Below are 25,833 nucleotides of genomic sequence, written 5' to 3'. Positions count from 1 at the left end.
CTCTTAGGACTTGGCTAACACGATATTTTGCAACGCCACACGCTCTGGCTCCATCATGTAACGATAAGACAAGGCCGCTACGATACCGCCAATAAAGATGGCGTAGTTTGCCAAGGCATTGAATACGAAGGTCGCCAAAATAGACACCACGCCCGCGATGATAAGAGCATAGACGCTTTTCTTGTTCACGCCATTCTCATACCAATACGCGCCTTTCGGAGACTCTGTATACAAAGCAGCGACGTCAATGTGGCCTTTTTTGATAAAGAAGTAATCAACGATAAGAATGCCATACAAAGGCCCAATCATCGCCCCCAATACGTCCACCGTGTAGTGAATCACTTCTGGGTTATTGAATAAATTCCAAGGCGTTAGCAACACAGAACCAAACGCGGCAATAAAACCACCTGCCTTAAAGCTGATTTTCTGTGGCGACACGTTAGAGAAATCAAACGCAGGTGCGACAAAGTTCGCCACAATATTGATGCCTACGGTCGCAAAGATAAAGGTCAGAGCGCCAAGCACGGTAATAAAACCAGAATCCAGACGTTTTACCGTTTCCACAGGGTCGGTAATCATCTCACCAAATACCGGAATAGAAGCCGATACAATCACCACACTGAACAAAGAAAACAGCACAAAGTTAACAGGTAAGCCCAATAAATTGCCTAGCTTGAGTTTTTTATAGCTGCCGCAATAACGAGAAAAATCACTAAAGTTCAGGGTTGGTCCAGCAAAATAGCCTGCTACCAAGGCAATCGCGATGAACATCTGCACATACACATCCATGCCAGTCAGATTGTTGGAACTCAAACTGAAACTAATATTTTCCCAGCCAGCACGATCTACCATATAGATACACAAAGCAAACATGGCGACATAGATAGCAGGACCAGACCAATCAATGACTTTGCGAATCATGTCCATACCAAACATGAACACGACACCTTGTACCACCCACATGGCTGTAAAGCCGATCCAACCTAAGTAAGACAGCCCGATAAACGACTTATCCGCCAAAGACGCCATGTCAGGAAAGAAATACAGCAGCAAAATAATAAAGGAACTGGACGCGAGAAAGGTTTGAATACCGTACCAAACCACCGCGATCAATCCTCGAATAATAGCCGGGATATTGGCACCGAATACACCAAATGACATACGCGCTACCACAGGAAAAGGCACACCGGCTTTTTGTCCTGGTTTGCCCATCAAATTGGCAAAAACTAGCACAATGGAAATGCCCAACAACAGACTAATAAAGACCTGAATACCATTTAGACCCAGAGCAAACAAACTGGCAGCAAACACATAGCCACCCACACTGTGCACGTCCGACATCCAAAACGCGAAAATACTATACCAGCCCCATTTTTGATCTTTCTCAGGAAGAAGATCGCTGTTTGCCAGCCTAGGGCTTTGTTCAAATACTTGTTTCATGATTGCGTTCCTTTTTAATTGTATACAATGATTAATACAATTAATGTGCCAGAAACCCAACCCTAGACATTTAAGAGTAAAAGCCGAAAAACAGCCGTAAAAATGAGGTTAAGCTGCACCAAACCTACTCAATAAATACAAAAACTCACCAAAATTGTGCACAAAAAATACTTTTTTTGTTTAAGATGTATGAAACAAACGGCCGTGTTATATTGTCTTATTGACGAATTATAGAAAGACATCGTATACAATAATTAGGAACAACCTATGTCGAATGATGAGATCATTTACCGACAAATGCTAAACGCCATTGTCGAGCATCAATTACCGCCCGGAGCGCGTCTGCCAGAAGACCGCTTATCAGAGGCGTTTGGTGTGAGCCGAACGGGCATACGCAAAGTCTTGCAACGACTCGCCCTAGAGCACTTTGTGGTGATAGAAAAAAACAAAGGGGCGCAAGTAAACCATCCAAGCAAAGCGGAAGCATTAGAAGTACTGGACAGCCGTATATTAATTGAGCCGCAACTCATTCCTGATCTGCTTACTCATTGGAATGCGGAACATTCTGAGCGTTTTCGTATCATGGTCACTGAAGAAAAACACGCAGAAGACAGCAATCAATTAGCCGATTCTATCCAGCTAACCGCCCGTTTCCATTATGAATTGGCCACGCTGGCAGGCAATAAAGTACTGGCGAGTTTTGTCCAACAACTCTGCTATCGCTCCTCGCTCATTCTCGCTGCCTACGGCACACGCGGCAGTGTCGGTTGCGAATGCGGCGACCATTCAGAGTTGCTTGAGCTGTTTGATAAAGGCCACGCAGACGAGGCACAAAACTGGATGACTCATCACCTTAAACACATCAAATCTTCACTTATTCTTGAAAGCAAAGCAGATGAAAACATCGATTTTCAACGACTTTTTGGCCGCTAGGAGCACCATGCGAATTCAGCTCATTAACCCAAACACCAGCGCCGATATGACTCATGCCATGGCGCTGAGTGCACAATCTATTGCACTCTCTACCACGCAAATCATCGCCTGTACGCCAGAGCACGGTCCTAAAAGCATCGAATGCGCTTTTGATGAAGTCATTGCCAGCGCCGCCCTGCTCGATCTTATCGAACAAGGTAAACAGCAAGGTGTCGACGCCCACATCATTGCCTGTTTTGGTGACCCCGCGTTAGACGCGGCCCGTGAATTAGCTGACGCCCCTGTGATTGGCATTGCCGAGGCGGGGTTTCAAATGGCCAGTTTAATTGCCCACCGCTTTGGCGTCGTCACCACGTTATCTAGAACCTTACCAGCGAGTGAACACTTACTGCAAAAATACGGTCATCAACATAAATGCAGCGGCGTCAGAGCCACCGACATTCCCGTTTTGGCTCTGGAAAATATTGATCCTGCGGCCTATCAGTTACTTAAACAAGAATGCCTTGCTGCCATAGAACAAGACGGCGCGGAAGCCATCGTCTTGGGCTGTGCTGGCATGTCGAGTTTGGTTGAAAAGTTGTCTGCAGAACTGCCTGTGCCCATCATTGATGGCGTCGTCGCGGCGGTAAAATTGGCAGAATCATTGCATCAACTTGGCTTACAGACTTCCAAAATAGGTCAATACGGTCAACGTGTTAGTAAAAACTTCACTGGGCGCTATGCTCACTGGAGCCTATAACCGTTCCCACAATGCATAACAAAGAATGGAACACACACCATGAAACACTATTTAGAACGAGATTACGCGGGTTATGGCCGCCAAGGGCTGCCAAACGTAAAATGGCCCAACAACGCCCGAGTCGCCTTACAGTTTGTATTGAACTTCGAAGAAGGCGGTGAAAACTGCGTTTTGCATGGCGATGAACACGCAGAAACCTTTCTATCTGAAATATTCGGTGCGCAGCCTTTTAAAGATCGTCATATGAGCATGGAATCGCTCTACGAATACGGTTCTCGTACTGGTGTTTGGCGCATTCTTAACGAGTTCGAAAAACGCGGTTTACCACTGACTGTTTTTGCCATTGCCACCGCATTACAACGCAACCCAGAGGTAGCAAAAGCCTTTGTGGAAGGCAAACACGAGATTGTCTGCCACGGTTTAAAATGGATTCATTATCAGGAAATGCCGATTGAGCAAGAGCGCGAGCACATGCAACAGGCCCTCGCCCTAATCGAAGAAGTCACTGGGGTTAAACCCGTTGGCTGGTACACCGGACGCGACTCACCAAACACTCGTGCCTTGGTCGCAGAGCAAGCGCAACTTAAATACGACTCAGACAACTACGGCGACGACCTACCCTATTGGGTAAAAGTCGATACGCCAGATGGTGGCAGCAAACCGCATCTGATCGTGCCTTACACGCTTGACTGCAACGACATGAAGTTTTCTTCGCCATACGGCTTTAATCACGGGGAAGAGTTTTTCCAATACCTGAAAGACAATTTTGATTGTTTGTATGAAGAAGGCGCCACCGCACCGAAAATGATGTCCATCGGTATGCATTGTCGAACGCTAGGCAAACCCAGCCGCTTTATGGCATTAAAGAAATTCCTAGACTATGTACAATCCCACGACCAAGTCTGGATTGCCCGCCGCGAGGACATCGCCGATCATTGGATAGAAAATCATCCGCCAAAATAATACGTCATTGGTCTAACTCAAAAATCGAAGCGCCAGTCAGTCTTGTCCTGGCGCTTTTCTTTGTCTTTGCAAAGCAAAAACCCCCTACATTCCAGCACCCTCTCTTGACAAGGAAACCATAAAGATTTTTAATGATAGTAATTATCATTTATATTAAATAAGGCCCAGTTTCATGCCGCACAATGTGACTCCCAGTGTGCAACATGACGTAATGCACTCGCTCTATGTCAATCATCACAATTGGCTGTACACATGGATTCGTAAACGTTTAGACAGCCAATACGATGCCGCTGATTTAACTCAAGATACTTTTTTGCGCATTCACGCAAAGCAAAATGCGACAACCATAAAAGAACCAAAAGCCTATTTAGCAACCATCGCCAAAGGTCTTGTGTGCCATTTTTATAGACGGAAATCCTTAGAGCAAGCGTACCTAGAGCTTTTAGCGAAACAACCTGAATCCTTCGTTATATCACCTGAAAATGAATTCATTATTTTGCAGACCTTGGAGGAAATAGATGCTTTGCTGAATGCGCTTCCAAGTCAGGTAAAACAGGTATTTTTGCTGTCGCAAATTGAAGGTAAAAAATATCAACAAATAGCCGATGAAATGCATCTTTCTCTTGCCACGGTGAAGCGCTACATGAAACAAGCTTATGTAAAGTGCTTCATTTTGATGGGAGACGATTTGTTTGAATAAAATATCAAAAAAAGCCTGCACGAAGCCGCTGATTGGTTGATCAGACAACAAGAGCAACCACTAAGCGATGACGAGCAAAAGCAACTGCAACAATGGCTAGCGTTAAACAAAGACAATCAGTGTGCATGGCAACGCGCCCAACATTTTATAAATCAAGTCGACACGCTGCCAAAAGGTATCGCTTATGCTGTACTCAATCGACCTGATGATGAAACCCGCCGATTACATCTTGGCAAACTAGCATTACTTCTCGCCTCTGGACCATTCATCTGGGGAAGCTACAAAGTGGTCGACAATCAACAATGGAACGCCGATTACCGCACAGCGAAAGGGCAGCAAAAACAGGTCACTTTACCAGACGGAACCACGGTTAAGCTTAATACGGCAACGGCATTTGATATTTCTTTTGATGACAAGGCGCGCTTATTATCATTGAGAGAGGGAGAAATCCAAGTTCATACTACATCGACGCCTTCGCAAAAGCGGAATCCCTTTATCGTTAAGACACGGGACGCGATTTTATCGCCCTTGGAGGCGAACTTCACCGTACGTCAGTATAGTGACTTAACACGAGTAGGAGTCATTCAAGGCCGCGTGAAAGCGTCACCTAAATTTGCAGAAAATACACAAGACAATATCATTAAAGCCGGTTATCAAATCGAGCTATCAAGCCATGCATTTTTATCTCGTCAGGCACTCGAATCCAACACGACGTCTTGGCTAGACAAAATGATTGCCGTTCACAATATGCCATTAAATCAGTTTATCCAAGAAGTCTCCCGCTATCATAGCGGCTTATTACGAGTTGCCCCTGAGATTGCCAATATTGATATATCGGGGGCTTTTCCTATTAAAGATATCAACATTATTTTCAGCATGCTGTCGCACACTTATCCTATCCAAATAAACAGTCATTTAGGGAATTATTGGGTCACGATAGAGGCTGTTTAATGACAGTAAAAACACTTAATCAAAAAAAACGACATAATTCCTATTTCTGCTGACACTTTTTTTCTTTTCAGGTGGCTTAGTAGTTAAACAACTCATAAGTACCATAATGTTAAAGAAGGAGGTGGCTGTGTCTACCCGTAAAAAAACACATTTAAAAACACAATTTCAGAAGGTAATCAGCACCACATTAACGTGCAGTGGGCTAATCATCGCGTCTGGTCTTAGCCCATTTACCGTCGCGCAAGATACCACGGATCAAACTATTAGCGAGCCATTGCGCATCGAAGCCGGCAACCTTGGAAAAGTCCTTACTGAGTTTGCCGCTCGTCACAACATAGCACTCTCGTTTAACCCAGCATTAACACGACACCTTAATAGTGAGGGTATTTCTGGCAACAGCAGTCCGATAGAATTAATTGAGCAATTACTCTCTAATACTGATTTGGTGGTGATCGCTAATCAGGACGGTACCTACAGCCTAACAGAGCGCACCCAAAACCTGACAGCAGACAATCAAGCGATTAATCTAAATACCTTGATTATCCAAACCAGTCGATCAAATACCAAAAAAGAAAACAGCCCTCAAGTCGTTACGGTAATCACTCGACAGCAAATTGAGGATCAGCTTTCCATCAGCTCCGATAGCTCTCAGGCGCTCGCCAGCCTCTTACCCGCTTACTCGCCGAATACGCAAAAACTAAATAATAGTAGCCAAACCTTTCGTGGCCGTTCAGTGTTGTACATGGTGGATGGTGTACCGCAATCAAATCCGATTCGAGAGGGTAGCCGATCTGCCCATACAATCGACCTAGCTATGGTTGATCGTATCGAAGTCATTCATGGCGCCAGCGCCGTACACGGTCTAGGAGCTACGGGTGGTATTATAAACTTCATCACCAAGTCCAACCGCTCAAACGAGGTGAAGCAACATGTCGACGTGCAACTCACAACACCAACAGATGAGATTAGCAGCGATTCTCTAGGCTATAAAATTGGCTACCAAGTAGAGGGTTCTGCAGGCGATTTTGATTATCTTGTAGGATTAACCAACGAAGTACAGGGCATCTACCTTGATGCTGACGGCAATTATGTTGGCGCAGCAACGGTTCGTGGTGACATCATGGACTCTAACAGCCACGACGTCTTTGTTAAACTGGGTTACTGGCTGACTGACGACAAAAGACTAGAACTGGAAGCCAACAAATACCGCTTAAAAAGTCGCATGAATTTTACTGGCGTTGATGGTGACAGAGAAAATGGTGTCGCAACCAGCTCCATAAAAGGCACCCCGCCAAACGGTGTAGCACCTTACAACGATGTGCAAACCACCAGCCTTTTCTATACCGACAGTGACCTTGATGGTATGGAATTTAAAGCGCAAGTTTTCCATCAAGACTTCGAGGGACGTTATGGCGCGTCAAACTCAAACAGCTTTCAGGACGTCAGTATTGCCCCCGTTGGTACGCTCTATGATCAAAGCCAGAACCAATCTGAGAAAGTTGGTGCTAAATTCAGTCTGACCAAAGATGACCTGTTAAATAGTAATTTAAGTATCACTACTGGGTTAGATTTACTGCAAGACAAAACCAGTCAGACATTAGTATTGACCAATCGTACTTATGTTCCTGAGACGGAATACACCAACTACGCGCCATTCATTCAATTTGAATACAAACCAACGGACCGCTTAGTTCTGCAAGCAGGAGCCCGTAATGAACACGCTAAATTAGATGTAGATACTTATAGAACTGTCGCAACGAATAAAAATACATCGGTTTTAGTAGATGGAGGCTCACCAAGCTTTAGCGATACGGTTTACAACGCTGGCGCCGTGTTCAAGCTAACACCTTCTATTAGTGTGTTTGCCAACTACTCGCAAGGCTTTGGTATGCCTGATGTCGGGCGTATACTCAGAGGGGTATCAACCGCCGATCAAGACGTTGATACACTTATTGATCTGTCTCCCATTCTGACAGACAACTATGAGGCGGGCTTTCGTATCCATCGCAATGCATTCGACTTCGAACTGAGTGCCTACCAATCCAATTCTGATTTAGGTAGCCGAATTGAGAACCAGAATGGACTTTACGTCGTCAAACGTGAAAAGAAAGAAATTCACGGTGCAGAAGCGTCTTTAGGGTTCCAGCTCAACAAAGACCACAAGTTACAAGCTAGCTACTCTTACATCCAAGGCAAGTCTGATACGGATGGTGATGGTAAAGTAGATACCAAACTGACTGGCGCGGATATTCCGCCTAATCGCTTAGTAACATCATGGAATGCTCGTTGGGACGAAAAACTGTCTTCTTTATTGCAAGTAAGCCATGCTTTTAGCCGCAGCTTTGATGATGAAGATTTAAACTTTGACGGATATACACTGGTCGACGCATCTGTCGGTTATAAGCTGCCAGTTGGTAAAATGAGTGTCGCAGTGGCCAACCTATTTAACGAAGATTATTTCACTTACTATTCACAAGCGGCCTATGCTAATGACAGTTTTTACTTCAAAGGCCGCGGTCGTACTCTGACATTGGCTTACGGTTTAGACTTTTAACCCCCCAAAAACGACGAGAACAATCTCCTCCCCTTATCTTCAAGGGGAGGATTAAGGGGGGTTGTTTTCTTTTTCAACGGCAAAGGACACGAACCGCAATACACTGGCGGTTCAGTGGCTTGGTAGTAAAAACAACAGGTACGTCGAACCCGAACAGGATTTTCTGACAGTGCCGTTAACTGCTTGTCTCGATAAAACATCGTCAAAGGATTTTCGTTTAAACCGAATAATTTCGACATACTTTTATCTAATAAACATGCGTAATCCGCTTCTGCCGTTTCTCTCTTTTCTTTTGAAACACTCGTTAAAATACGCTGTTCGTAAATACTAAATACTCTTACAGCCACATTTTCCCAAAGCACTCGTCGCGACACTTTAGTTAAACGATAGAAGTGTTCGACCAATAAAGTTAGATGCCCAGCAAACACCTTCGTCAAAATGCCATCTCGCCAAGTGTCTCGACTTTCTTTATTCGAACTATTCCAAACCGACACCGATGTGTCTTTTAATGGCATCTTGGATTGCCAAATTCTGTTATCTAACGGGTATTCAAAGACGCTATTTTCGAGCGAGCCATCAAGGCCCTTATCAAAACTCGACATGGCGTATAAAACAGGGGCAAGTGTGAGAAAGGCCACACGTTTTATCACCAGTGACGCGGTCACTTTAATATTCGGCGCACCGAGCTCTGGCAGAATTTTTTGTAGGGTTTCCAAACACAACGCATCATCCAATAGTTTGGTAGAATCGATAGCAAGTGGCTCGTCTTGTTGATAGGACTTAAGCCCAAATGCCGCCAACACCTCCCACTCTTCAGCAAGAAGCTCATGCTTGTTATCTCGCTCAAACATGCTTAGCCGCCTGAAAATCGACCTTACGACCTTTTCCATAAGGAATGCACATTGGCGTACCAAACAAGGGGTCGGCGCTGATATGGCATTCCATATCAAACACCGCTTTCACCATATCATGGTCTAAAATCGCTTCTGGTGGACCTTGGCAAAATACCGAGCCGTCTTTAATGGCGATCATGTTATGGGCATAACGGGCGGCAAGATTCAGATCATGCAACACCATCAAGATGGTCGTTTTCTGCGTCGCATTGAGCCTCGAACAACAGATCAAGAATCTCTATTTGATGGGTTAAATCCAAATAGGTTGTCGGTTCATCCAATAACAAAATATTGGTATTTTGCGCCAGCGCCATGGCAATCCAAGCTCGCTGTCTCTGACCACCAGATAAAGCATCAATGGAACGATTAGCAAACTCGGTCATGTTGGTGTCTTGCAAGGCTTTATGCACTAACCGCTCGTCGTCTTCCGTCCAGCTTTGTAACCAATTTTGGTGAGGGTAACGACCTTGGCGAACCAACTGCTCAACCGTCAATCCTTCTGGTGCAACAGGTCCTTGAGGCAGGATAGCCAACTTGCGAGCCACGTCTTTACCAGATAAGGAATGAATATCTGCGCCATTAAGGAGAATCTGACCAGTCGAAGGTTTCAACAAGCGAGCAAACGACTTCAACAAGGTAGATTTACCACAACCATTGCCGCCCACCAGCACGGTAATTTGATTAGGTTTAATGGCCAAATCCAACGATTTGATAATGGTCTTTTTCTCGTAGCCTAAAGACAGCGCCACGCTCTCCAATGGGCTATGAGCGAATATATTACTGTCTGCTAAAGAATGTTCGGACATACTCATCGTTAAAAAATCCCAATATAACCAACCGACTTAGAAACGCTGTCGATAAAGTAAATAAATAAAGAATGGTGCGCCAATAGCGGATACAAAAACACCAGCCGGAATATCCAAAGGCTGGAATAACAAACGACCGCATAAATCCGCTAACATCACTAAACATGCGCCAACCAAGGCCGACGTAGGCAATAAAAGTGCGAAACTCCGCACCACAAGACGACGAGCAATATGGGGCGCGATCAACCCCACAAAACCCACCGCCCCCGCATAGGCAATCGCGGGGGCTGCCATCATCACACTCAAAAACAACAGAGCTAAACGCAAGCGCTGAACAGATATACCCAATCCAGTTGCCAGTTGATCACCTAATTCTTGGGTATTCACTCGGCGCGCTAAATAAAACGCCAAGGGCCAAGAAATCAACAGCCACGGCAACAAGGCTTTTACTTCAACCCAACTCGCGCCATACACACTGCCCGTTAGCCAGATATACGCGGTAATACTGGTCGACAGTGGGACTCGCTGCAATAACAAAGGTCGTCACCGCGCCCATCGCCGAGGATATACCAATGCCAACAAACACCAACCGCATCGGCGTCACGCCACTGTTCCAAGCAAGCGCGTAGATCAACAAAGCCGCTAACAAAGCGCCTGCAATAGCAAACACAGGCAACCAGATCATTCCCATTGCCGTCGCAAAAAATGATAGGAAGCACACCGCTGCAGCGGAAGCACCGCCCGTAATGCCAATAATATCCGGAGACGCTAACGGATTGCGTATCATGGATTGCAACACCAACCCAGACGACGCCAACGCAGCGCCCACCATGGCCGCCATCAACACCCTAGGCAAACGCAAAGTTTCCACAACAAACTGCAAAGCCTGATCCCCTTTGCCAAGCAGCACCTGAAGTACTTGCGGCAAAGCTATGAACTCTTCGCCTAAACACAGGGAAAATAGAATAATCGAAAGAAAAAAGGCAAAGAGAATGAGCATCGACCATAAAGAACGAACTGGCGTCGAAAAAGAAAATAAACGATGGCGAACGCTGAAAAACTTACTCACGCTTGCCTCCTTTTCGCGCTAAATAAATAAAGAAAGGCGCCCCTAGAATCGCTGTCGTCACACCAATTGGCACTTCTTCTGGCATAATCACAAAACGACTGATCACATCCGCGCACAACAACAAAATTGCCCCCCACAGTGCGCTCAACGGTATTAGCCACTTATGATCATAACCCACCAAGGAACGCACCATATGCGGCACCATCAAACCGATAAAACCAATGCTGCCACCCAGCGCGACCGAGCCACCCGCCAAACCAATAATCAGCAAACTCAGCACCACCTTAATCAGCACAGTGTTCTGCCCTAATCCTTTCGCAATGTCGTCGCCGGACAACAAAATATTGATCTGTGGTGCTGCCAGCATCGCCAACACGATGCCAACAACAAAAGCGGGCACTAATGGCATCACCATAGACAAATCACGGCCCGATACAGAACCCGCTACCCAAAACAACACACTGTCTAAGCCTTCTTGACCAATCACCAATATGCCTTGAGTAAAGGCCATGAATAGCGCCGAAATCGCTGCCCCAGACAAGACAATGCGTACTGGAGACAATCCGTCTTTTCCTAAACTACCCAGCCCATAAACCAGCGCACCAGCGACGCTCGCGCCCAAAAAAGCCAACCATAAAAACGTATTCAAGGAAGTAACGGAAAAGAAAGTCGAGAATAAAACGATAGAAAATAGAGCGCCCGCGTTAACACCAAAGATAGACGGTGAAGCCAGCGGGTTCCGTGTTAAGGCTTGCATCAAAACACCAGCAACCGCCAACGCCGAACCAACTAGACAAGCAACAAGTGCACGGGATAAACGCGTGGTACGGATAATAACGTGATCAATAGACTGGGGATCAAACGCCCAAAACGCTGTCCAGACGGATTTGCTTGAAATAACGTATTGCCCATAAGCAATGCTCCCCAACAAAGAGAGCATCAGGCATACAATAGACAGAGCAAGAAGGCTCCATTTAAAAGTGCGACTGCTGTATAAGTGCATAAATGCTCTAGTGATTAGCCTGAGGGAGTTGATAGATTTGGTACAACTGATCGAGGATTTTTTCAGCTCCTAGAATCCCACCAGACAACAACCAAGCGACATTATCCACTTCAAATACTTGCTGATTTTTAGGCGCCGTTAGCATTTTCCATAGCGGATGAGCACGCCACGCGTCGTAATTTTGCTTCACAGCTGCATCATCAGACTGCAAAATAATAAAAAACACATCCGCGTTAACACTCGGCAAGGCTTCCTTAGTCTTCAGTTTAACGCCCCAACCATTTTCATTCGGCAATGGAAATTTAAAGCCTATTTCTTTCAACACCACACCAGAAAAACTTTGATTCAAGTACAGACGCAAATGATCGGCACGAATATTTAATACTGCCGCCGTTAAAGGCCAGTTTGGCACACGCTTTTTGATAACATGATGAAAGTGGGTAATACGTTGTTGAAAAGCCCCCCAAACTTGTCGGCCTTCCTCTTGCTTGCCTAATGCTTCAGCGGTTAGATCCAAGGTGGTTTTAAAGTCATAGACATTTTCTGCCATCACAGTGGGCGCGATCTGTGACAGCTGACCATAGATCTTTTCATGACGAGACTTGGTGCCAATAATCAAATCTGGCTTTAACGCCACAATCGCCTCAAGGTTCGGTTGAGTTTCCAACCCCACATGAGCAACACCTTTCAAAGCATCTCGCAAATACTCATAGGTTGGCGGCTGCGCCCACGAATCCACCACACCAACTGGCGTCACACCCAGCGCCACCACAGAATCGGTTGCTCCTTGAAACAAGGTCACCACACGTAAGACTTTTTCAGGAACCTCAGCACTGCCCATCGCATGGATAATCTCTTTATAAGCATCGCTTTTATGGACAGTGTTACTGTCAGACGCCATCACCTGATTAACAGGCGCTAACATCAACAAAAATGCTATCAGTAGAAATACCCGTTTTCTTACTTGCTTTACCATCATGTTGAAGTGTTTCCTTCTATTGTTCTTACTAACGAATAACGGCGTTAAAAGATACGAACAGCCAAAATCGTTATAGTAACAATTATCATCCTCACAATCATTAACAGTATTGGGAAAACCTCACAATGAAAATTAAAAATGAACAGTGAAGGTCAGGGTTCTAAAAAAAGATGATTGAGAAGAATAGAAATACTTGCTTCATAAAGCACAATCCGTCGCACTAACCTGGTGCGACGGATTTAATAAACGAGCTGTTTTAGCTCAAAAATATCGCAGTCTTCCAACATAGGTTTCGTGTTTAACTCGGTTCAAATAATCCAAAGGTGTTGCACTGACCAGCTTTTTAAATTCCCTGAGAAAGTGTGATTGATCACTGAAACCGAGGTCACAAGCCAAATCAGAGAAAGTAACGCCCTTGTTGTGATTAAGGTCATAAACGGCAGACTGACATCGAATAATGCGGCTAAACGCCTTCGGGGACATTCCCATGTCGGCACGAAATTGACGTTGTAACGTTCGAGTACAATAGCCCGTCGACGCTTCTAAGTCCTGTATTTGTATATTGCCTTTTTTGATAAAAACTTCGTGTATTGTCTGTTTTGTTAATATTGATAGCTTCCTAGAAAGCTGATTTTTATAAAATTTTTCAAAAAAACCAACCTGGTTCGCAAACACTGAGCTACTGACAATTTGTTCAAAAACTCGATCCGCATTGGGCATGATATCTAGCAAGTTAAGCTGATGTTCAATCAATTCTTGCGCGGATGCCTTTAAAAAGTCAGGGATAACACCAGGAACAAACCGTACGCCAAAATATCTATGATTATGAATAAACTCTGCGTTTGTCGCTTCTAACGTCGTGCCACATACTTTTGCCGTTGGCCTTTGTTCATCACAATCAAACAAGATGTCCACACAACCATCTGGAATCGCTAAAACTTGCTCTGTGGCAGGGTCAGCTTCAAAGCTATAAAAGTGAGAAATGCTAGGAATATCAGAATGATAAAGTAGAAACTCCTGAGCCGCACCCAGTACAAACCAAGGCTGTTTGGAGTGAATTCCTGAAACTCGATCGTATACAGAGTCTTTTAACATGACTCGCACCTGCTTACTAAAATACCCAAAATGATCTTTCATTTTTGCAAGCCCGATGCCAACTCTATGGCGATCAATTTCTATTACGCCATGTCGCAAAAGTTCAATACTCAAAAAATCTGACCGTCTAGGATCGAAATTATCCGCTGTGAGCTGAAGCGCTTCATCGAGAAGCAATGTCGTCCTATTAGGCAACTAACACCGACACGAGCTAAACACGGAAACACATAATTTCTCCCCTCTGTATGAAGGAATACGCTATGTCAGAGAACACAAAAATCGATTTTATTTACCTGTCAGAACAAGACATGATTAAAGCTGGTGTGATGGATATGCCTCAGTGCGTAGACACTATGGACGAGATGTTTACCCTGCTCTACAAAGGCGACTACAGAATGGCTGGACCTAACAGCGATTCCCACGGCGCCATGATCACTTTCCCTGATGAGTCGCCCTTTCCAACCATGCCCAAACCAACAGCCGACCGTCGCTTAATGGCGATGCCGGCCTACCTTGGCGGAAGCTTTCAAACATCCGGCGTAAAATGGTATGGGTCGAACATAGCCAACCGAGAAAAAGGCTTACCACGCTCGATCTTGATGTTCACATTAAGCGATACGGACACTGGCGCGCCAATGGCGTATATGTCAGCCAACCTACTTTCTGCTTACCGCACAGGCGCTGTTCCGGGTGTCGGTGCACGTTACCTTGCACGTAAAGATTCCAAAGTCATTGGTTTGCTTGGACCAGGCGTCATGGGCAAAACAGCAGTCGCGGCCTTTATGGCGGTATGCCCTGAAATAGATACCATCAAAATCAAAGGCCGCGGACAAAAAAGTCTCGATGTCTTTATCGAATGGGTAAACGAATCCTTCCCGCAAATCACCCATGTTCACATCGTCGATAGTTTAGAAGACGTGGTACGCGGTTCTGACATCATCACCTATTGCAACTCAGGTGTGACTGGTGATCCATCAACGTATCCGATCGTGAAACGAGAATGGGTAAAACCAGGTGCCTTCCTCGTAATGCCAGCCTATTGCAGCCTAGACGATGGCATGGAACAAAACGACGTTCGTAAAGTACTTGATAACACAGGCTTGTACCAAGCTTGGTACGAAGAAGTACCAAAACCCGCTCACAACCATATCCCGCTGCCAGGCGTTCGATTCATGGACATGATCGCTGAAGGCAAAATCACCCTAGATGACCTAGAAGACATTGGCAAAATTACCGCGGGTGAAGCACCAGGGCGTAATAACGATGAGGAGATCATCATTATGTCCGTTGGCGGCATGCCAGTAGAAGATGTTGCTTGGGCAACCATGGTGTATCGCAACGCCATCAAACAGAACATTGGCGTGAAATTAAATCTTTGGGAAACACCGGTTTTGAGATAACCACATAGTCCTTTATTTCTGTTATTTAATTTTTTGGAAGACTCACATGACAAAGATAGTAAAAGTAAAAACCGGTTCAAAACTAGAAGAACTCAGCAGCTACTCACGCCTAGTGTGCGTAGACAATTGGATATTTGTGTCCAATACCGCAGGTCGAAATCCTGACACCAAAGAAATTCCAGACGACGTACTAGAACAAACACACCAGGTATTTAGCAATGTCGAAGCCGCACTAAAAGCCGTTGGTTCCAGCCTTGCGGACGTAGTGATGTCGCGTGTTTTTATCCAAAACCCGGCTGACACACAAGCCGTAATGACGCTAATCGGTGACAAATTCCGCGGTGTCGATCCCGCGACCACAGTGACCTGTCCGCCACTTGGCTCAACCATCTACAAAATGGAGTTGGAAGTAACGGCTTTCCGTGGCGCCGCCAGCGCAGAAGTTGAAGTCATTAATACCGCCACCTAACAGCATATTGCGTCCAATTTTCAGGATTTGAGTCATGACAAAAACACTTGATGCAGTTCATACCACAGACCAATTACCCGAGTCCACAACCGTGGTAATCATCGGCGGCGGCATTATTGGTGTGACGGCCGCATTAACGCTAGCAGAACGAAATATTCCCGTTGTATTGCTCGAAAAAGGCCACATTGCGGGTGAGCAATCATCTCGCAACTTGGGCTGGATACGTAAAACCAGTCGTCATTTTGAAGATGTTCCTTTGGCTTTGGCGGCGGATAAACTGTGGGCGGAAATGCCTGAACGTATTGGTCAATCCGTTGGCTACAAACAATCAGGCATTATGTTTTTAGCCAAAACAGAAGATCAAATGGCGATGCATGAAGCATGGTTGAAGTCCGTCGATTCTCTGTCGCTGGACTCGAAAATGCTCAGTTTAAGAGAAATTAACCAGCATGTTCCAGGCGGAAAAGGCCACTGGCAAGGCGGGATCTACACAGCGTCAGACGGTCGTGCGGAACCCTCTATTGCGGTTCCTGCTATGGCCAAAGCTGCCGTGAAAAAAGGCGCGATTATCGTTCAACAATGCGCCGTGCGAACGCTATCAACCACAGCGGGAAAAATCAGCGGAGTGGTCACAGAAAAAGGCGAGATTCGCTGTGAACAAGTCTTGCTCGCGGGAGGTGCATGGTCACGCCGTTTCCTTGGTAATCATGGTGTGTCCTTGCCGACGCTTCCCGTCATTGCATCCGTATTAAGAACAACGCCTATGGAAGGTCCTACGCAGATTGCTGTCGGCGGTCCAGATTTTTCGTTCCGCAAACACAAAGATGGTGGTTTTATCATCATGCAGCGCGGCAAAGTGGATGCACCAATTACCTTAGACCATCTAAAAATCGGCGTAAAGTTCAGAGACCAACTCAAGCATGGAAAGGACTCTCTGAATATTGCCTTTAACGGTACCTTCTTTCGTGATTTAGCCATGCCTAGATCATGGCGCGCATCTCAAAAAACTCCGTTCGAACACGTTCGCGTGTGCGAGCCGAAGGTTAATCATGGCCTCCTTAACGACGCTATGAATAACACCATCAGTGCTTGGCCCATGTTTAAAAATACAAAAATAGAAGAATCATGGGCAGGCTTAATTGATGTTACACCGGATTCAACGCCGATGATTGACCGTATCAAAACATTGCCTGGGCTGACGGTAGCAACCGGCTTTTCCGGTCATGGTTTTGGTACTGGCCCTGCAGCTGGACAACTGGCTGCAGATATTGTTTCGGATGTCCCCCCATCGTTGACCCAAGTCCCTATCGGTTTGATCGGTTCTAACGTCTACATGATGGTTCCCTATTAACAAAAGGAACAAAAAAATGAGCAATATCACAAGTTCAGGAACGATAATGACAGCTGACTTATCAGCGACAAATCCAAGTAAATCAAAAATGAGATTGCCAACTATGATGGCGATTTGTATCGGTTTGGTCATTGTACAAGGTTCAATGATCTCAGCGTTACAAGGCATAGGAATCGGCGGTATGGGGTTTATTGCCGCGATGGTCGTAGCGCTCATTCTAGCTCAATTCAACGCCATGAGTTTTTCTGAACTCTCGTTAATGTTCCCGCAAGAAGGAACCTTAGCAACTTATACTCAAAAGGCGATAGGCCACTTTCCCGCTATTGTATCTGTGTTCGCAGGCTATGTTGTGGTGGCTGTACTTGCCATCCCAGTAGAAATGTTCTTAGTCGATGCCATGCTAAGTCAGCTTCTACCAAGCGTATTACCTGAAAATACAATCCCTTTAGTTATCCTATTTGTGTTCACCCTGACTAACTTAATTGGGACAGATGTTTTTGCACGTATTCAAAACATCCTCGCTTTTATCTTGGTTAGCGCGCTTATTCTTACTGGCATTGTTGCCATAACGGGTTCCAACGAACCTCACCCTGTTCTCACTGGAACGACGGTAGACTGGGAATTTGGCGGCGTAATGGATGGCAGTTTTATCGGCTTGGTCGGCTTAGCATTATGGATGATGGTCGGGGTAGAGTTTATTTGCCCTATGATTAAAGAAGTCAAAGATCCTCATAAAAGTATTCCTCGCGCTATGCACTTATCTTTATTTATGATTTTCTTCATCTTCACTGTCTTTGTCTATGGAGCAAGCCTTTACTTAAACGTCGATCAACTCGTCGGTGCACCTCTACCTTTCTTAGATTACGCCAATGCAGTATTTGGCAAAGGTGGACTGATCATTGCGACGGTCATGGGCTTAGCAGCAACCTGCTGCACCATGAATACCGTGCTCGCAGCTGTGCCAAGAATGCTACAAGGTATGGCCGAACAGGGCCAAGCTTTCCCCCAGTTAAAAGCCAAAAACCGCTTCGATGCCCCTTGGGTTGGCATACTCATGATCACAGGTTTAACGACTATTCCCTACTTCGCCTTGGGGATTGATTCGTTAATCACCCTAGTCATTGCCGCCACCACCAGCTGGCTATTGGCTTACATCGTCGCCCACATCAATGTCATCGTATTACGTAAACGTATGCCAAATCACCCTCGCCCATACCGCACACCCTTCTATCCTTTACCACAAATATTGGGCATTGCGGCCATGTTATATGTTGCCTTAAACAACTCACCGTCGCCTGAAATGACCGAGATGGTATACAGCATTACCGGCGGTATATTACTGGTGCTGTGTATTATCGGTGCGATATGGGTGAAATTTTTCATGAAACGAGGCTTGTTTGAGCCTGATAACCAGTAACCTCTAATGGTCCTCCTGTTCATGGCTTAATTTGTCCACTTTAAAAGTGCCAGTGTCACCGCCTCCCAACAAAGACACTGGCGCTTTTTTTAACAATGTTCTGCCATTGGCAAACACCAACCGTTTTCACACATAAAGGACAGTGCCTATGTGGTTTGGCAAAAAGCGCATTCAAATACTAGAAAATGAACTGGCTATAATCCACGCTGAAAAGCGAGTTTTAGAAAAGGAAATCACCAAATTAACAACGGATATTGCCTCACACGAGGCAAAAGCGCTATCGACTCCCCTAACGAAAATCGATGAGCGATTTTTAGCGCCTCAACAAGACATCATTGAAAGTGCCTTGTCTGCGCTCAACCAAATATCTGAATTATTGTTTGAACCAATGAGCGCGTCAGAAGGCAGCAATCAAGATATTGAGCAAAACAAAGAAGTAATCAACAAATTAACCAAAGCACTCGCTGAGATTGCATCCCAAACTCACCTCAGCCTAGAAGATGTCAATGGACTAAAAGACATAGCCAATGAAATCAAAGGCTTCACCGATACGATTCAAAGTATCTCTGAACAAACTAATCTATTGGCATTAAATGCTGCCATTGAAGCCGCACGAGCAGGTGAGCATGGTCGTGGTTTTGCAGTGGTCGCAGACGAAGTGAGAACCTTGGCAACCAAAGCTAAAGATTCCAGCGAGCAGATTTCTGCCCTTGTTCATCGTATCGATAACCGAACACTAAAAGTCAGTCAACAAATAGAGTCACTACACCGCGCTACATTGGATGTCAGTCGATCTTGTAACGACCTAGATACATCTTTTCAAAAAACCGCTGAAAGCTCTCAAACATTAATGGAAGTTGGCTATAAATCCATGGCGTTTGCACACACATCATCAGCGCTTCTTGAACTAAACTGTTGGAAGTCAAACTACCTAATCTCTGCATTAAAAGGCAATATTCAGACACAACCAGTCAACATAAAAGAAACAGCTTTTGGGGATTGGTATTTCAACGGCACAGATAACGAATTCGATTTTAGAAAAACACCGGATTTTATTCGTATTGGTCACGAGTTAGAGCAAATCAATCAACTCACCCAAAAGATGACTCAGACAAGCACAGAAAAGATAGATAACTTAGCCGAATTAGAGAACTGCGTAGTCAAACACATCAAAGCCATTCACCAAGGCTTAAAAGAGTCTCAAAAATTCCTATTCTCGCACCTCTAGTCAAAGGGCTTTTAGCCCTTTGACTCTTTATTCCTAGTAAACAAGCGAGGCTCACTTAAAACACCACATCTTGCGGCACAGTAACAAAAATCGAGTGTCTGACTTCGTTAAACAGAGCTTTACTGCAATGGCCTTCGCCTTCTGTATCCTCCAACAAGACAACGTCACCTGCACCAAATTGACGGGTTTCACCAGACGATACGGTAAATTCACAACGACCTTTGATGATGAACAATAATTGACGCTGCGGTGCTGGGTGCCATTTAAAATCATAGTCACTTGGGGTTTCACGAAACATCATTTCCCCCACTGGAAAACGCGATGACAAAAAACCAATTGGGCCACCATCACGAACATCAACATTCAAATCACCGAAATGGCTCTTGCCCTGATCGTCGTTAAAAATGCGTGTAAATTGCATCGAATATTCCTCTATTTACCGTAAATCATCAGCGTCCACGCAATTTAATTCACTTGCGTTTTCATATTTTTTCTATCGAAGACAACGCCACGAGCCTGCTCGTTTACCGCCATCATAAGCGTCCATGCGATTCGATTGGCTTGCGTATTGTCTCGTTCCTCGACACGTCAACGCCAATTAAACGCATGGAAGCTTTTAGTCGCGTATACATCGAATGCAAACCTACTCACTTAACCCAGAATTACGCCAGAGCGATTCTTCGAGCCTGCTCGGGGAGCGAGGCGTGATACTGGGTAAAGTACAACAGGAGCGAGGCGTGATACTGGGTAAAGTACAACAGGAGCGAGGCGTTACACCGCACACAACCAGCTATTCAGCATAACGCCAGAGCGATTCTTCGAGCCTGCTCGGGGAGCGAGGCGTTATGCGGAGTAGCCACAAACAAACCTTTAGGTTAAATTCTGTAATGTGCGGCTCAACACGGCCAAGGTTACCGCCACATCTGGCGTATCAATGGCTTCCGCTGGGTGATGACTAATGCCTTTATCGCAACGCATAAACAACATGGCCACGGGGCAAATATCGGCCATCGCCATAGCGTCATGTCCCGCGCCAGAGAACAAGGTATGTACGGGAATATTTTGTGTTTCGATAGCATTGCGTAGCACGCTTTGCAATTTTGCGTCACAATGCACGGCGTTGGCGGCGTGGGTCGCTTTACGCTCAATGCGCACATTACGACGAGCCGCAATAGCGTCTAACTCCAGCAAGATTTCGTCTAGTGCTACGTCGCGTTTGTCATCAAATTCACTACGAATATCGAGAGAAAATCCAGTATTACCAGAAATCACATTCACGCCATTGGGTCGATTTTGAATACGTCCCACAGTGGCAACAATGCCATGATTTTGTGCAACTCTTTCTACTGCAAGAATCATTTCACTACTGGCACAAAGGGCATCTTGACGCAGATTCATCGGCACAGTGCCCGCGTGGCCTGCCATGCCCGTGATATTAAATTCAAAGCGTTTTGCCCCTGCGATAGCACTAACCACACCAACGGGCAAATCCAAATCTTCTAGTACTGGCCCTTGCTCAATGTGCAGTTCAAGGTATCCAAGCAAGTTATCCGTTGAAATAGCGGCATTGGGAATGCTCGCAAAGTCCGAACCGAAATCTTTAAGCGCTTGTGCTAAACTAATACCGTCGCTGTCTTTTAAATCCGCCCAACTGCTTGGCCATTGACCTGTCAGCGCACGACTGCCTAACAAGGTCGAACTAAAACGCGTGCCTTCTTCGTCACCAAATCCCACCACATCAAGGTGAAAAGGCAGACGAATACCTGCTTGGTTCATCGCTGCAATCAAGGTAACAGGCGTAATCACCCCTAACATGCCGTCATATTGACCGCCGTTTGGTACGGTATCCAAATGGCTGCCCATGATAAAACGCGGCGCGTCTAGGTTAGCCGCTTGCCAGCGCCCCCAGAGATTCCCCGCTTCGTCTTGCCATGTTTGCATGCCTGCGTCTTGCATCCAGCCGCCTACCAATCCATTGGCTTGTTTGTGTTCTTTGGTGAGATAACGACGATCTAGGCAATCATCGCTTTGACTGATTTTGCCAAGTTCGTCACAGCGGTCCATGACCAACTGAGCGAGATTGTTATAATCAATCTTTAGACTGTCAATTCCTAGACCACCATTCATCACTTTTCTCCACTGTAAACAGCCATCGCTGCATCCACAGCAGCACCTGCTGGTAAAGCAAATCCTGCACGGCGCAGCACGGTTTCAAGCGACTGCAAGGTGTGCAATACCGCATCTTGGCGAGCGTTATAGCCCATGGTGCCGATACGCCAAACCTTGCCTTTTAATGGACCAAAGCTGGTACCAATTTCGATGTTAAAGATGGTCAATAAGTCATGACGAATTTTTTCACCATCAACATTAGCTGGGATATGAATTCCCACCACATTGCTCATTTTATGCTTCAAATTACCAAATGGTTGTAAGCCCATCGCCTGCACGCCTTTTAACATGGCTTCACCCGCTAACCGATGACGCTGGATGACCGCGTCTTGGCCTTCACTCAGCAATTGAATGGCACATTCGCGGGAACCAAACAACATGGTCGCAGCTTCAGTATGATGGTTCAGACGCTCTTCGCCCCAATAATCCATGATCATGGGTAGATCAAAATAGTTCGAGCGAATACGCATACCAGACGAACCTTGGTGATGCGCGTCACGAATTCCCGCTTCCACATGAGCACGTTTGCGTACACAAGACACAAAACGATCACTTAGCGTAATCGGAGCGCTGCCTGATGGACCGCCAAGACATTTTTGCAATCCCACCGTCACCGCGTCGATTTTCCACGCGTCGACTTCCAATGGATTACCGCCGATAGAAGCGGTGGCATCGGTGTAAAACAACACGTCATGGGCACGACAAATATCACCCAACTCTTCTAATGGCTGAAACATGGTGGTCGACGTATCGCCTTGTACAATCGCCAACAATTTTGGTCGTACTTTTTTGATCGCGTCTTCAATTTGCTGCGGATCAAATACTTCGCCCCAGGGCACTTCGATGGTGTGAACCTCGGCATCGGCGCGTTCAGCAATTTCCGCCAACAAATGACCAAAGCGACCAAAAATAGGAATCAACACTTTATCGCCCGGTTCTAAACAAGACACCAAAGCGGCTTCGATGCCAGCACGAGACGTACCATCGATCAAAAAGGTTTGTTGGTTCTTGGTATTAAACACGCGACGATACAACTCCATGACTTCATTCATGTAACTGGTCATGGTGGGATCGTATTGCCCTACCAACTGAGTCGACATAGCAGACAACACACGTGGATAGCAGTTAATCGGGCCTGGGCCCATTAATAGTCTGGGTGGAAAAGAAAGCGGCTGCATGAATAATCTCCTAACCTAACACTTGATAAAGCATTTTTACGCCAGTGAAAATCAACACCACTGCGAAGACCTTCTTCAATTTAGCGGCGTCTAAACGTTGGGCTAATCCCGCGCCAACTGGTGCAAACAATACCGTCAGCGGAATAATGCAGGCGGCGCCAATAAGATTCACTAACCCCACGGTTCCGTAAGGAGAATCTTCTGGGCTTTGTCCGAAAATCAACATGGTCAAAGCCGCAGGCAAGGAAATGATCAAACCCACCGCAGCCGCTGTTCCAACCGCACGGTGTGCTGGATAATTACAGAAAGTCAGCAAAGGAACGGTTAACGTACCACCACCAATGCCCACCATAGAGCTAAAAAAGCCCACACAGGTGGCCATCACACCCTGGCCTGCATTACCCGGTAAGGATTTGAACAGACTGTCTTTTTTACCTAACAGCATATTTAACGCAGACAAGGTAGCAATAATACCGAATAGTAACGTCAGCCATTCGCCATCAACGCGTGTCACAACAAAGCTGCCAATCATCACGCCTAAGAAGACAAAAAAGCCCCAACGCTTCAATAAGTCGAAATCCACATTACCTTTGGCTTTATGCGAACGAATAGAGCTGATCGACGTGGGAACTATGGTGGCCAATGACGTGGCCGTCGCCACCAACATAGCCGTATCCGCACTAACACCTAACCCTTGATACAAGAAAAACAATACCGGCACGATAACAATACCACCGCCAACGCCTAACAAACCGGCTAAAATCCCGCCCACCACACCGGTGGCCATCATGGCGAGAATCATGGAATAGTTTTCCATTATGAATGACATCTTTCTGTTTGCTCCTAAGTGAGATTGTTACGTAAAAAAGTATGACTAACGAACCGTGCTATTAACGCAAAGCACCACTAATGGCAGAACCATCACTGCGTGGATCTGTCGCCGCATCGGTATGACCATCTTGATGCAGCACAACCGCACCGGCGTGACCCATTAATTCATTACACGCATCGACGATCACCAAATCGTGTCCACGTGCGACCAATTCTTCGGCGGCGATATCAGCAAAGTCTCGTTCGATCTTTAAATTATGACTGACATCACCCCAGGTTCGACCAAGCAACCAACGACCTTCGCTGATGGCTTGATCCAACGGCAGATTGTGATACACATAACGACTAAACAGGGCCGCTTGCGTCTGTGGCTGACCTTCGCCCCCCATGGTGCCGTAACTCAGGCGACGACCGTCGTTTAACTCGGCAAACGCCGGATTTAACGTATGAAAAGGTTTGAGGTTTGGACCAAGCTCTTGCAATGAGCCTTTTTCCAGTGAAAACGACGAGCCACGGTTGTTCCATACAATGCCAGTGGCAGGACTCACCACGCCACTGCCGAATTCCCAATACAAACTCTGAATGTAGCTGACCATGCGACCTTCACTGTCACAGGCGCCCATCCAAATGGTGTCGCCCTGTTTGGCTTGATGCGGCCAAGGTTGCGCACGCTCTAAGGCAATCTCGTGACACATTTTTTCCAGTTGCTCATCATCCAGCAAGGACGCCAAATCCATTGCTAAACGCGATTCGTCAGTGACAAATTGATTACGGGCAATAAAGGCTTGCTTGGTGCATTCAATCAACAAATGCGCCATGTCTGTGGCGGTTTTGCCCTGTGTATAAAGCTTGTCATACAAAGCCAAGATCAATAACGACGCGATGCCTTGCGTCGGTGCAGGCAAGTTATACAGAGTGCCAACGCTGGTTTTGACCTGCAAAGGTTCTACACGTTTTGCCTGATAAGAATGAAAGTCCGCCAAACGAATCGGCGAGCCTGCGGTCGCCAAATCTTTTGCCAAACGTGCAGCAATATCGCCATGATAAAAATCGTCTAAACCTTTTTCAGCAAGCTGTTCCAGCGTGTTTGCCAACACCGGCAAGGTCAATGTATCGCCTTCACGGTAAAGGCTGCCGCCTTTCAAAAACGACGAAGCAAAACCCTGCACACTGACCAAATCAGCAAAGGTTTTCTTACTGGCGTCAACGTAGGTTTTCGTCACCTCACTGCCGTTTTTCGCTAATTGAATGGCATCATCCAGCAAGGTCGATAAAGGCATGTTTTGTGCGTTGGAGACGGCTTGCCAAGCTTGGCTCACCGCCAAGGCTTCTTGCCAACCCGCTACAGCGCCAGCCATAGTCAAAGCGGCCTTCCCACCACGAGCGGGAATACTGTCGTGACCGCAGTAAAATTCCAGTGTCGCTAACTCCGCTGCTTTACCAGACGCATCTATGCCAAGCGGCGCTTTGCCTGGTTCACTGATCAACCAAAAACCGTCGCCACCCAAGCCATTCATATGCGGATACACCACGGCAATCGTCGCCGCAGCAGCCACCATGGCCTCTATCGCGGTACCGCCTTGCTCAAGGATTTTTTGCCCCGCTTCCGTAGCTTTAAAGTGCGGCGCCGTAAACGCTATCTCGTTCTTTTTCATGACGCTACTC

The 25,833-nt window shown here is 46.1% G+C and carries 26 protein-coding genes; 12 read left to right on the top strand and 14 right to left on the bottom strand.

Going from position 1 to position 25,833, the window contains the following annotated elements:
• Window positions 1–3 precede the first annotated feature (3 nt).
• The gene (locus AC0L6V_RS19710) at window positions 4–1,440 is read right to left on the bottom strand and encodes an NCS1 family nucleobase:cation symporter-1 (protein ID WP_265220047.1); all 1,437 of its coding nucleotides are present in this window, start codon (window positions 1,438–1,440) and stop codon (window positions 4–6) included.
• 267 nt (window positions 1,441–1,707) lie between these two features.
• Here AC0L6V_RS19710 and AC0L6V_RS19705 point away from each other — a divergent pair, with 267 nt between their 5' ends.
• From AC0L6V_RS19705 to AC0L6V_RS19680, 6 genes are all read left to right on the top strand, one after another.
• The gene (locus AC0L6V_RS19705) at window positions 1,708–2,373 is read left to right on the top strand and encodes a GntR family transcriptional regulator (protein WP_265220046.1); all 666 of its coding nucleotides are present in this window, start codon (window positions 1,708–1,710) and stop codon (window positions 2,371–2,373) included.
• A gap of 7 nt (window positions 2,374–2,380) precedes the next feature.
• Window positions 2,381–3,112: an aspartate/glutamate racemase family protein gene (locus tag AC0L6V_RS19700; protein ID WP_265220045.1), complete on the top strand. Its 732-nt coding sequence runs from the start codon at window positions 2,381–2,383 to the stop codon at window positions 3,110–3,112.
• Window positions 3,113–3,151: 39 nt separating this feature from the next.
• Entirely contained in the window at window positions 3,152–4,075 is a 924-nt protein-coding gene (gene puuE, locus AC0L6V_RS19695; RefSeq protein WP_265220044.1) for an allantoinase PuuE, read from the top strand.
• Between the two features lie 172 nt (window positions 4,076–4,247).
• Entirely contained in the window at window positions 4,248–4,775 is a 528-nt protein-coding gene (locus AC0L6V_RS19690; RefSeq protein WP_265220043.1) for a sigma-70 family RNA polymerase sigma factor, read from the top strand.
• A gap of 3 nt (window positions 4,776–4,778) precedes the next feature.
• On the top strand, window positions 4,779–5,726 hold the full coding sequence (locus AC0L6V_RS19685; protein WP_418139101.1) for a FecR domain-containing protein: 948 nt from the start codon (window positions 4,779–4,781) through the stop codon (window positions 5,724–5,726).
• Window positions 5,727–5,853: 127 nt separating this feature from the next.
• Entirely contained in the window at window positions 5,854–8,280 is a 2,427-nt protein-coding gene (locus tag AC0L6V_RS19680; RefSeq protein ID WP_409418958.1) for a TonB-dependent receptor, read from the top strand.
• On the opposite strand, the gene AC0L6V_RS19675 is transcribed toward AC0L6V_RS19680, so the two are convergent.
• The 8 genes from AC0L6V_RS19675 to AC0L6V_RS19640 form a co-directional block, all read right to left on the bottom strand.
• On the bottom strand, window positions 8,277–9,131 hold the full coding sequence (locus AC0L6V_RS19675) for an IucA/IucC family C-terminal-domain containing protein (protein WP_418138529.1): 855 nt from the start codon (window positions 9,129–9,131) through the stop codon (window positions 8,277–8,279). The genes AC0L6V_RS19680 and AC0L6V_RS19675 overlap by 4 nt on opposite strands.
• Window positions 9,124–9,357, bottom strand: coding sequence for a hypothetical protein (locus tag AC0L6V_RS19670; RefSeq protein ID WP_473482154.1), 234 nt, complete (start codon window positions 9,355–9,357; stop codon window positions 9,124–9,126). Before AC0L6V_RS19670 ends, AC0L6V_RS19675 begins: the two co-directional genes overlap by 8 nt.
• Entirely contained in the window at window positions 9,344–9,985 is a 642-nt protein-coding gene (locus AC0L6V_RS19665) for an ABC transporter ATP-binding protein (RefSeq protein ID WP_473482151.1), read from the bottom strand. The genes AC0L6V_RS19670 and AC0L6V_RS19665 overlap by 14 nt, the downstream gene beginning before the upstream one ends.
• Before the next feature lie 30 nt (window positions 9,986–10,015).
• Window positions 10,016–10,453 (bottom strand): FecCD family ABC transporter permease, encoded by a 438-nt coding sequence (locus AC0L6V_RS19660; RefSeq protein ID WP_473482148.1) that lies wholly within the window; start codon window positions 10,451–10,453, stop codon window positions 10,016–10,018.
• Complete coding sequence (locus AC0L6V_RS19655) at window positions 10,431–11,048, bottom strand: iron chelate uptake ABC transporter family permease subunit (protein ID WP_473482145.1); 618 nt, start codon at window positions 11,046–11,048, stop codon at window positions 10,431–10,433. The genes AC0L6V_RS19660 and AC0L6V_RS19655 overlap by 23 nt, the downstream gene beginning before the upstream one ends.
• Entirely contained in the window at window positions 11,041–12,051 is a 1,011-nt protein-coding gene (locus tag AC0L6V_RS19650) for a FecCD family ABC transporter permease (RefSeq protein ID WP_265220036.1), read from the bottom strand. The genes AC0L6V_RS19655 and AC0L6V_RS19650 overlap by 8 nt, the downstream gene beginning before the upstream one ends.
• A 7-nt stretch (window positions 12,052–12,058) precedes the next feature.
• A complete protein-coding gene (locus tag AC0L6V_RS19645) occupies window positions 12,059–13,030 on the bottom strand; it encodes an ABC transporter substrate-binding protein (protein WP_265220035.1) in 972 nt (323 codons plus the stop codon).
• A 261-nt stretch (window positions 13,031–13,291) separates the two neighbouring features.
• Window positions 13,292–14,302 carry a helix-turn-helix domain-containing protein gene (locus AC0L6V_RS19640; protein ID WP_418138528.1) on the bottom strand — a complete coding sequence of 337 codons (1,011 nt, stop codon included), beginning with the start codon at window positions 14,300–14,302 and terminating at the stop codon, window positions 13,292–13,294.
• Between the two features lie 83 nt (window positions 14,303–14,385).
• On the opposite strand from AC0L6V_RS19640, the gene AC0L6V_RS19635 reads away from it, so the two are divergent.
• From AC0L6V_RS19635 to AC0L6V_RS19615, 5 genes are all read left to right on the top strand, one after another.
• A complete protein-coding gene (locus AC0L6V_RS19635) occupies window positions 14,386–15,525 on the top strand; it encodes a tyramine oxidase subunit B (protein WP_265220033.1) in 1,140 nt (379 codons plus the stop codon).
• Between the two features lie 46 nt (window positions 15,526–15,571).
• The gene (locus AC0L6V_RS19630; protein ID WP_409418955.1) at window positions 15,572–15,994 is read left to right on the top strand and encodes a Rid family hydrolase; all 423 of its coding nucleotides are present in this window, start codon (window positions 15,572–15,574) and stop codon (window positions 15,992–15,994) included.
• Window positions 15,995–16,028: 34 nt separating this feature from the next.
• A complete protein-coding gene (locus tag AC0L6V_RS19625; protein ID WP_418138527.1) occupies window positions 16,029–17,345 on the top strand; it encodes an NAD(P)/FAD-dependent oxidoreductase in 1,317 nt (438 codons plus the stop codon).
• 16 nt (window positions 17,346–17,361) lie between these two features.
• Entirely contained in the window at window positions 17,362–18,762 is a 1,401-nt protein-coding gene (locus AC0L6V_RS19620; protein WP_265220029.1) for an APC family permease, read from the top strand.
• Window positions 18,763–18,910: 148 nt separating this feature from the next.
• Complete coding sequence (locus AC0L6V_RS19615; protein WP_321160362.1) at window positions 18,911–19,990, top strand: methyl-accepting chemotaxis protein; 1,080 nt, start codon at window positions 18,911–18,913, stop codon at window positions 19,988–19,990.
• A 55-nt stretch (window positions 19,991–20,045) separates the two neighbouring features.
• Here the strand turns inward: AC0L6V_RS19615 and AC0L6V_RS19610 are convergent, their stop codons facing one another.
• Window positions 20,046–20,411, bottom strand: a complete 366-nt coding sequence (locus AC0L6V_RS19610) for a cupin domain-containing protein (protein ID WP_265220028.1) — start codon at window positions 20,409–20,411, stop codon at window positions 20,046–20,048.
• Window positions 20,412–20,625: 214 nt separating this feature from the next.
• Between AC0L6V_RS19610 and AC0L6V_RS19605 the strand changes: the two genes are divergently transcribed.
• Window positions 20,626–20,793 (top strand): hypothetical protein, encoded by a 168-nt coding sequence (locus AC0L6V_RS19605; RefSeq protein ID WP_265220027.1) that lies wholly within the window; start codon window positions 20,626–20,628, stop codon window positions 20,791–20,793.
• Window positions 20,794–20,860: 67 nt separating this feature from the next.
• On the opposite strand, the gene AC0L6V_RS19600 is transcribed toward AC0L6V_RS19605, so the two are convergent.
• The 4 genes from AC0L6V_RS19600 to AC0L6V_RS19585 all read right to left on the bottom strand — a co-directional run bounded on the left by AC0L6V_RS19600 (window position 20,861) and on the right by AC0L6V_RS19585 (window position 25,823).
• Window positions 20,861–22,117, bottom strand: a complete 1,257-nt coding sequence (locus AC0L6V_RS19600; RefSeq protein ID WP_409418954.1) for an allantoate amidohydrolase — start codon at window positions 22,115–22,117, stop codon at window positions 20,861–20,863.
• A complete protein-coding gene (locus AC0L6V_RS19595; protein ID WP_409418953.1) occupies window positions 22,117–23,337 on the bottom strand; it encodes a pyridoxal-phosphate-dependent aminotransferase family protein in 1,221 nt (406 codons plus the stop codon). Before AC0L6V_RS19595 ends, AC0L6V_RS19600 begins: the two co-directional genes overlap by 1 nt.
• 10 nt (window positions 23,338–23,347) lie before the next feature.
• Complete coding sequence (locus AC0L6V_RS19590; RefSeq protein ID WP_265220025.1) at window positions 23,348–24,166, bottom strand: sulfite exporter TauE/SafE family protein; 819 nt, start codon at window positions 24,164–24,166, stop codon at window positions 23,348–23,350.
• Between the two features lie 61 nt (window positions 24,167–24,227).
• Entirely contained in the window at window positions 24,228–25,823 is a 1,596-nt protein-coding gene (locus AC0L6V_RS19585; RefSeq protein ID WP_265220024.1) for a gamma-glutamyltransferase family protein, read from the bottom strand.
• Between the last annotated feature and the right edge of the window lie 10 nt (window positions 25,824–25,833).

The organism is Marinomonas sp. G8-14 (assembly GCF_055808935.1).
The sequence above is the reverse complement of the archived record's forward strand: the minus strand, read 5'-3'. Positions and strand labels throughout refer to the sequence as shown.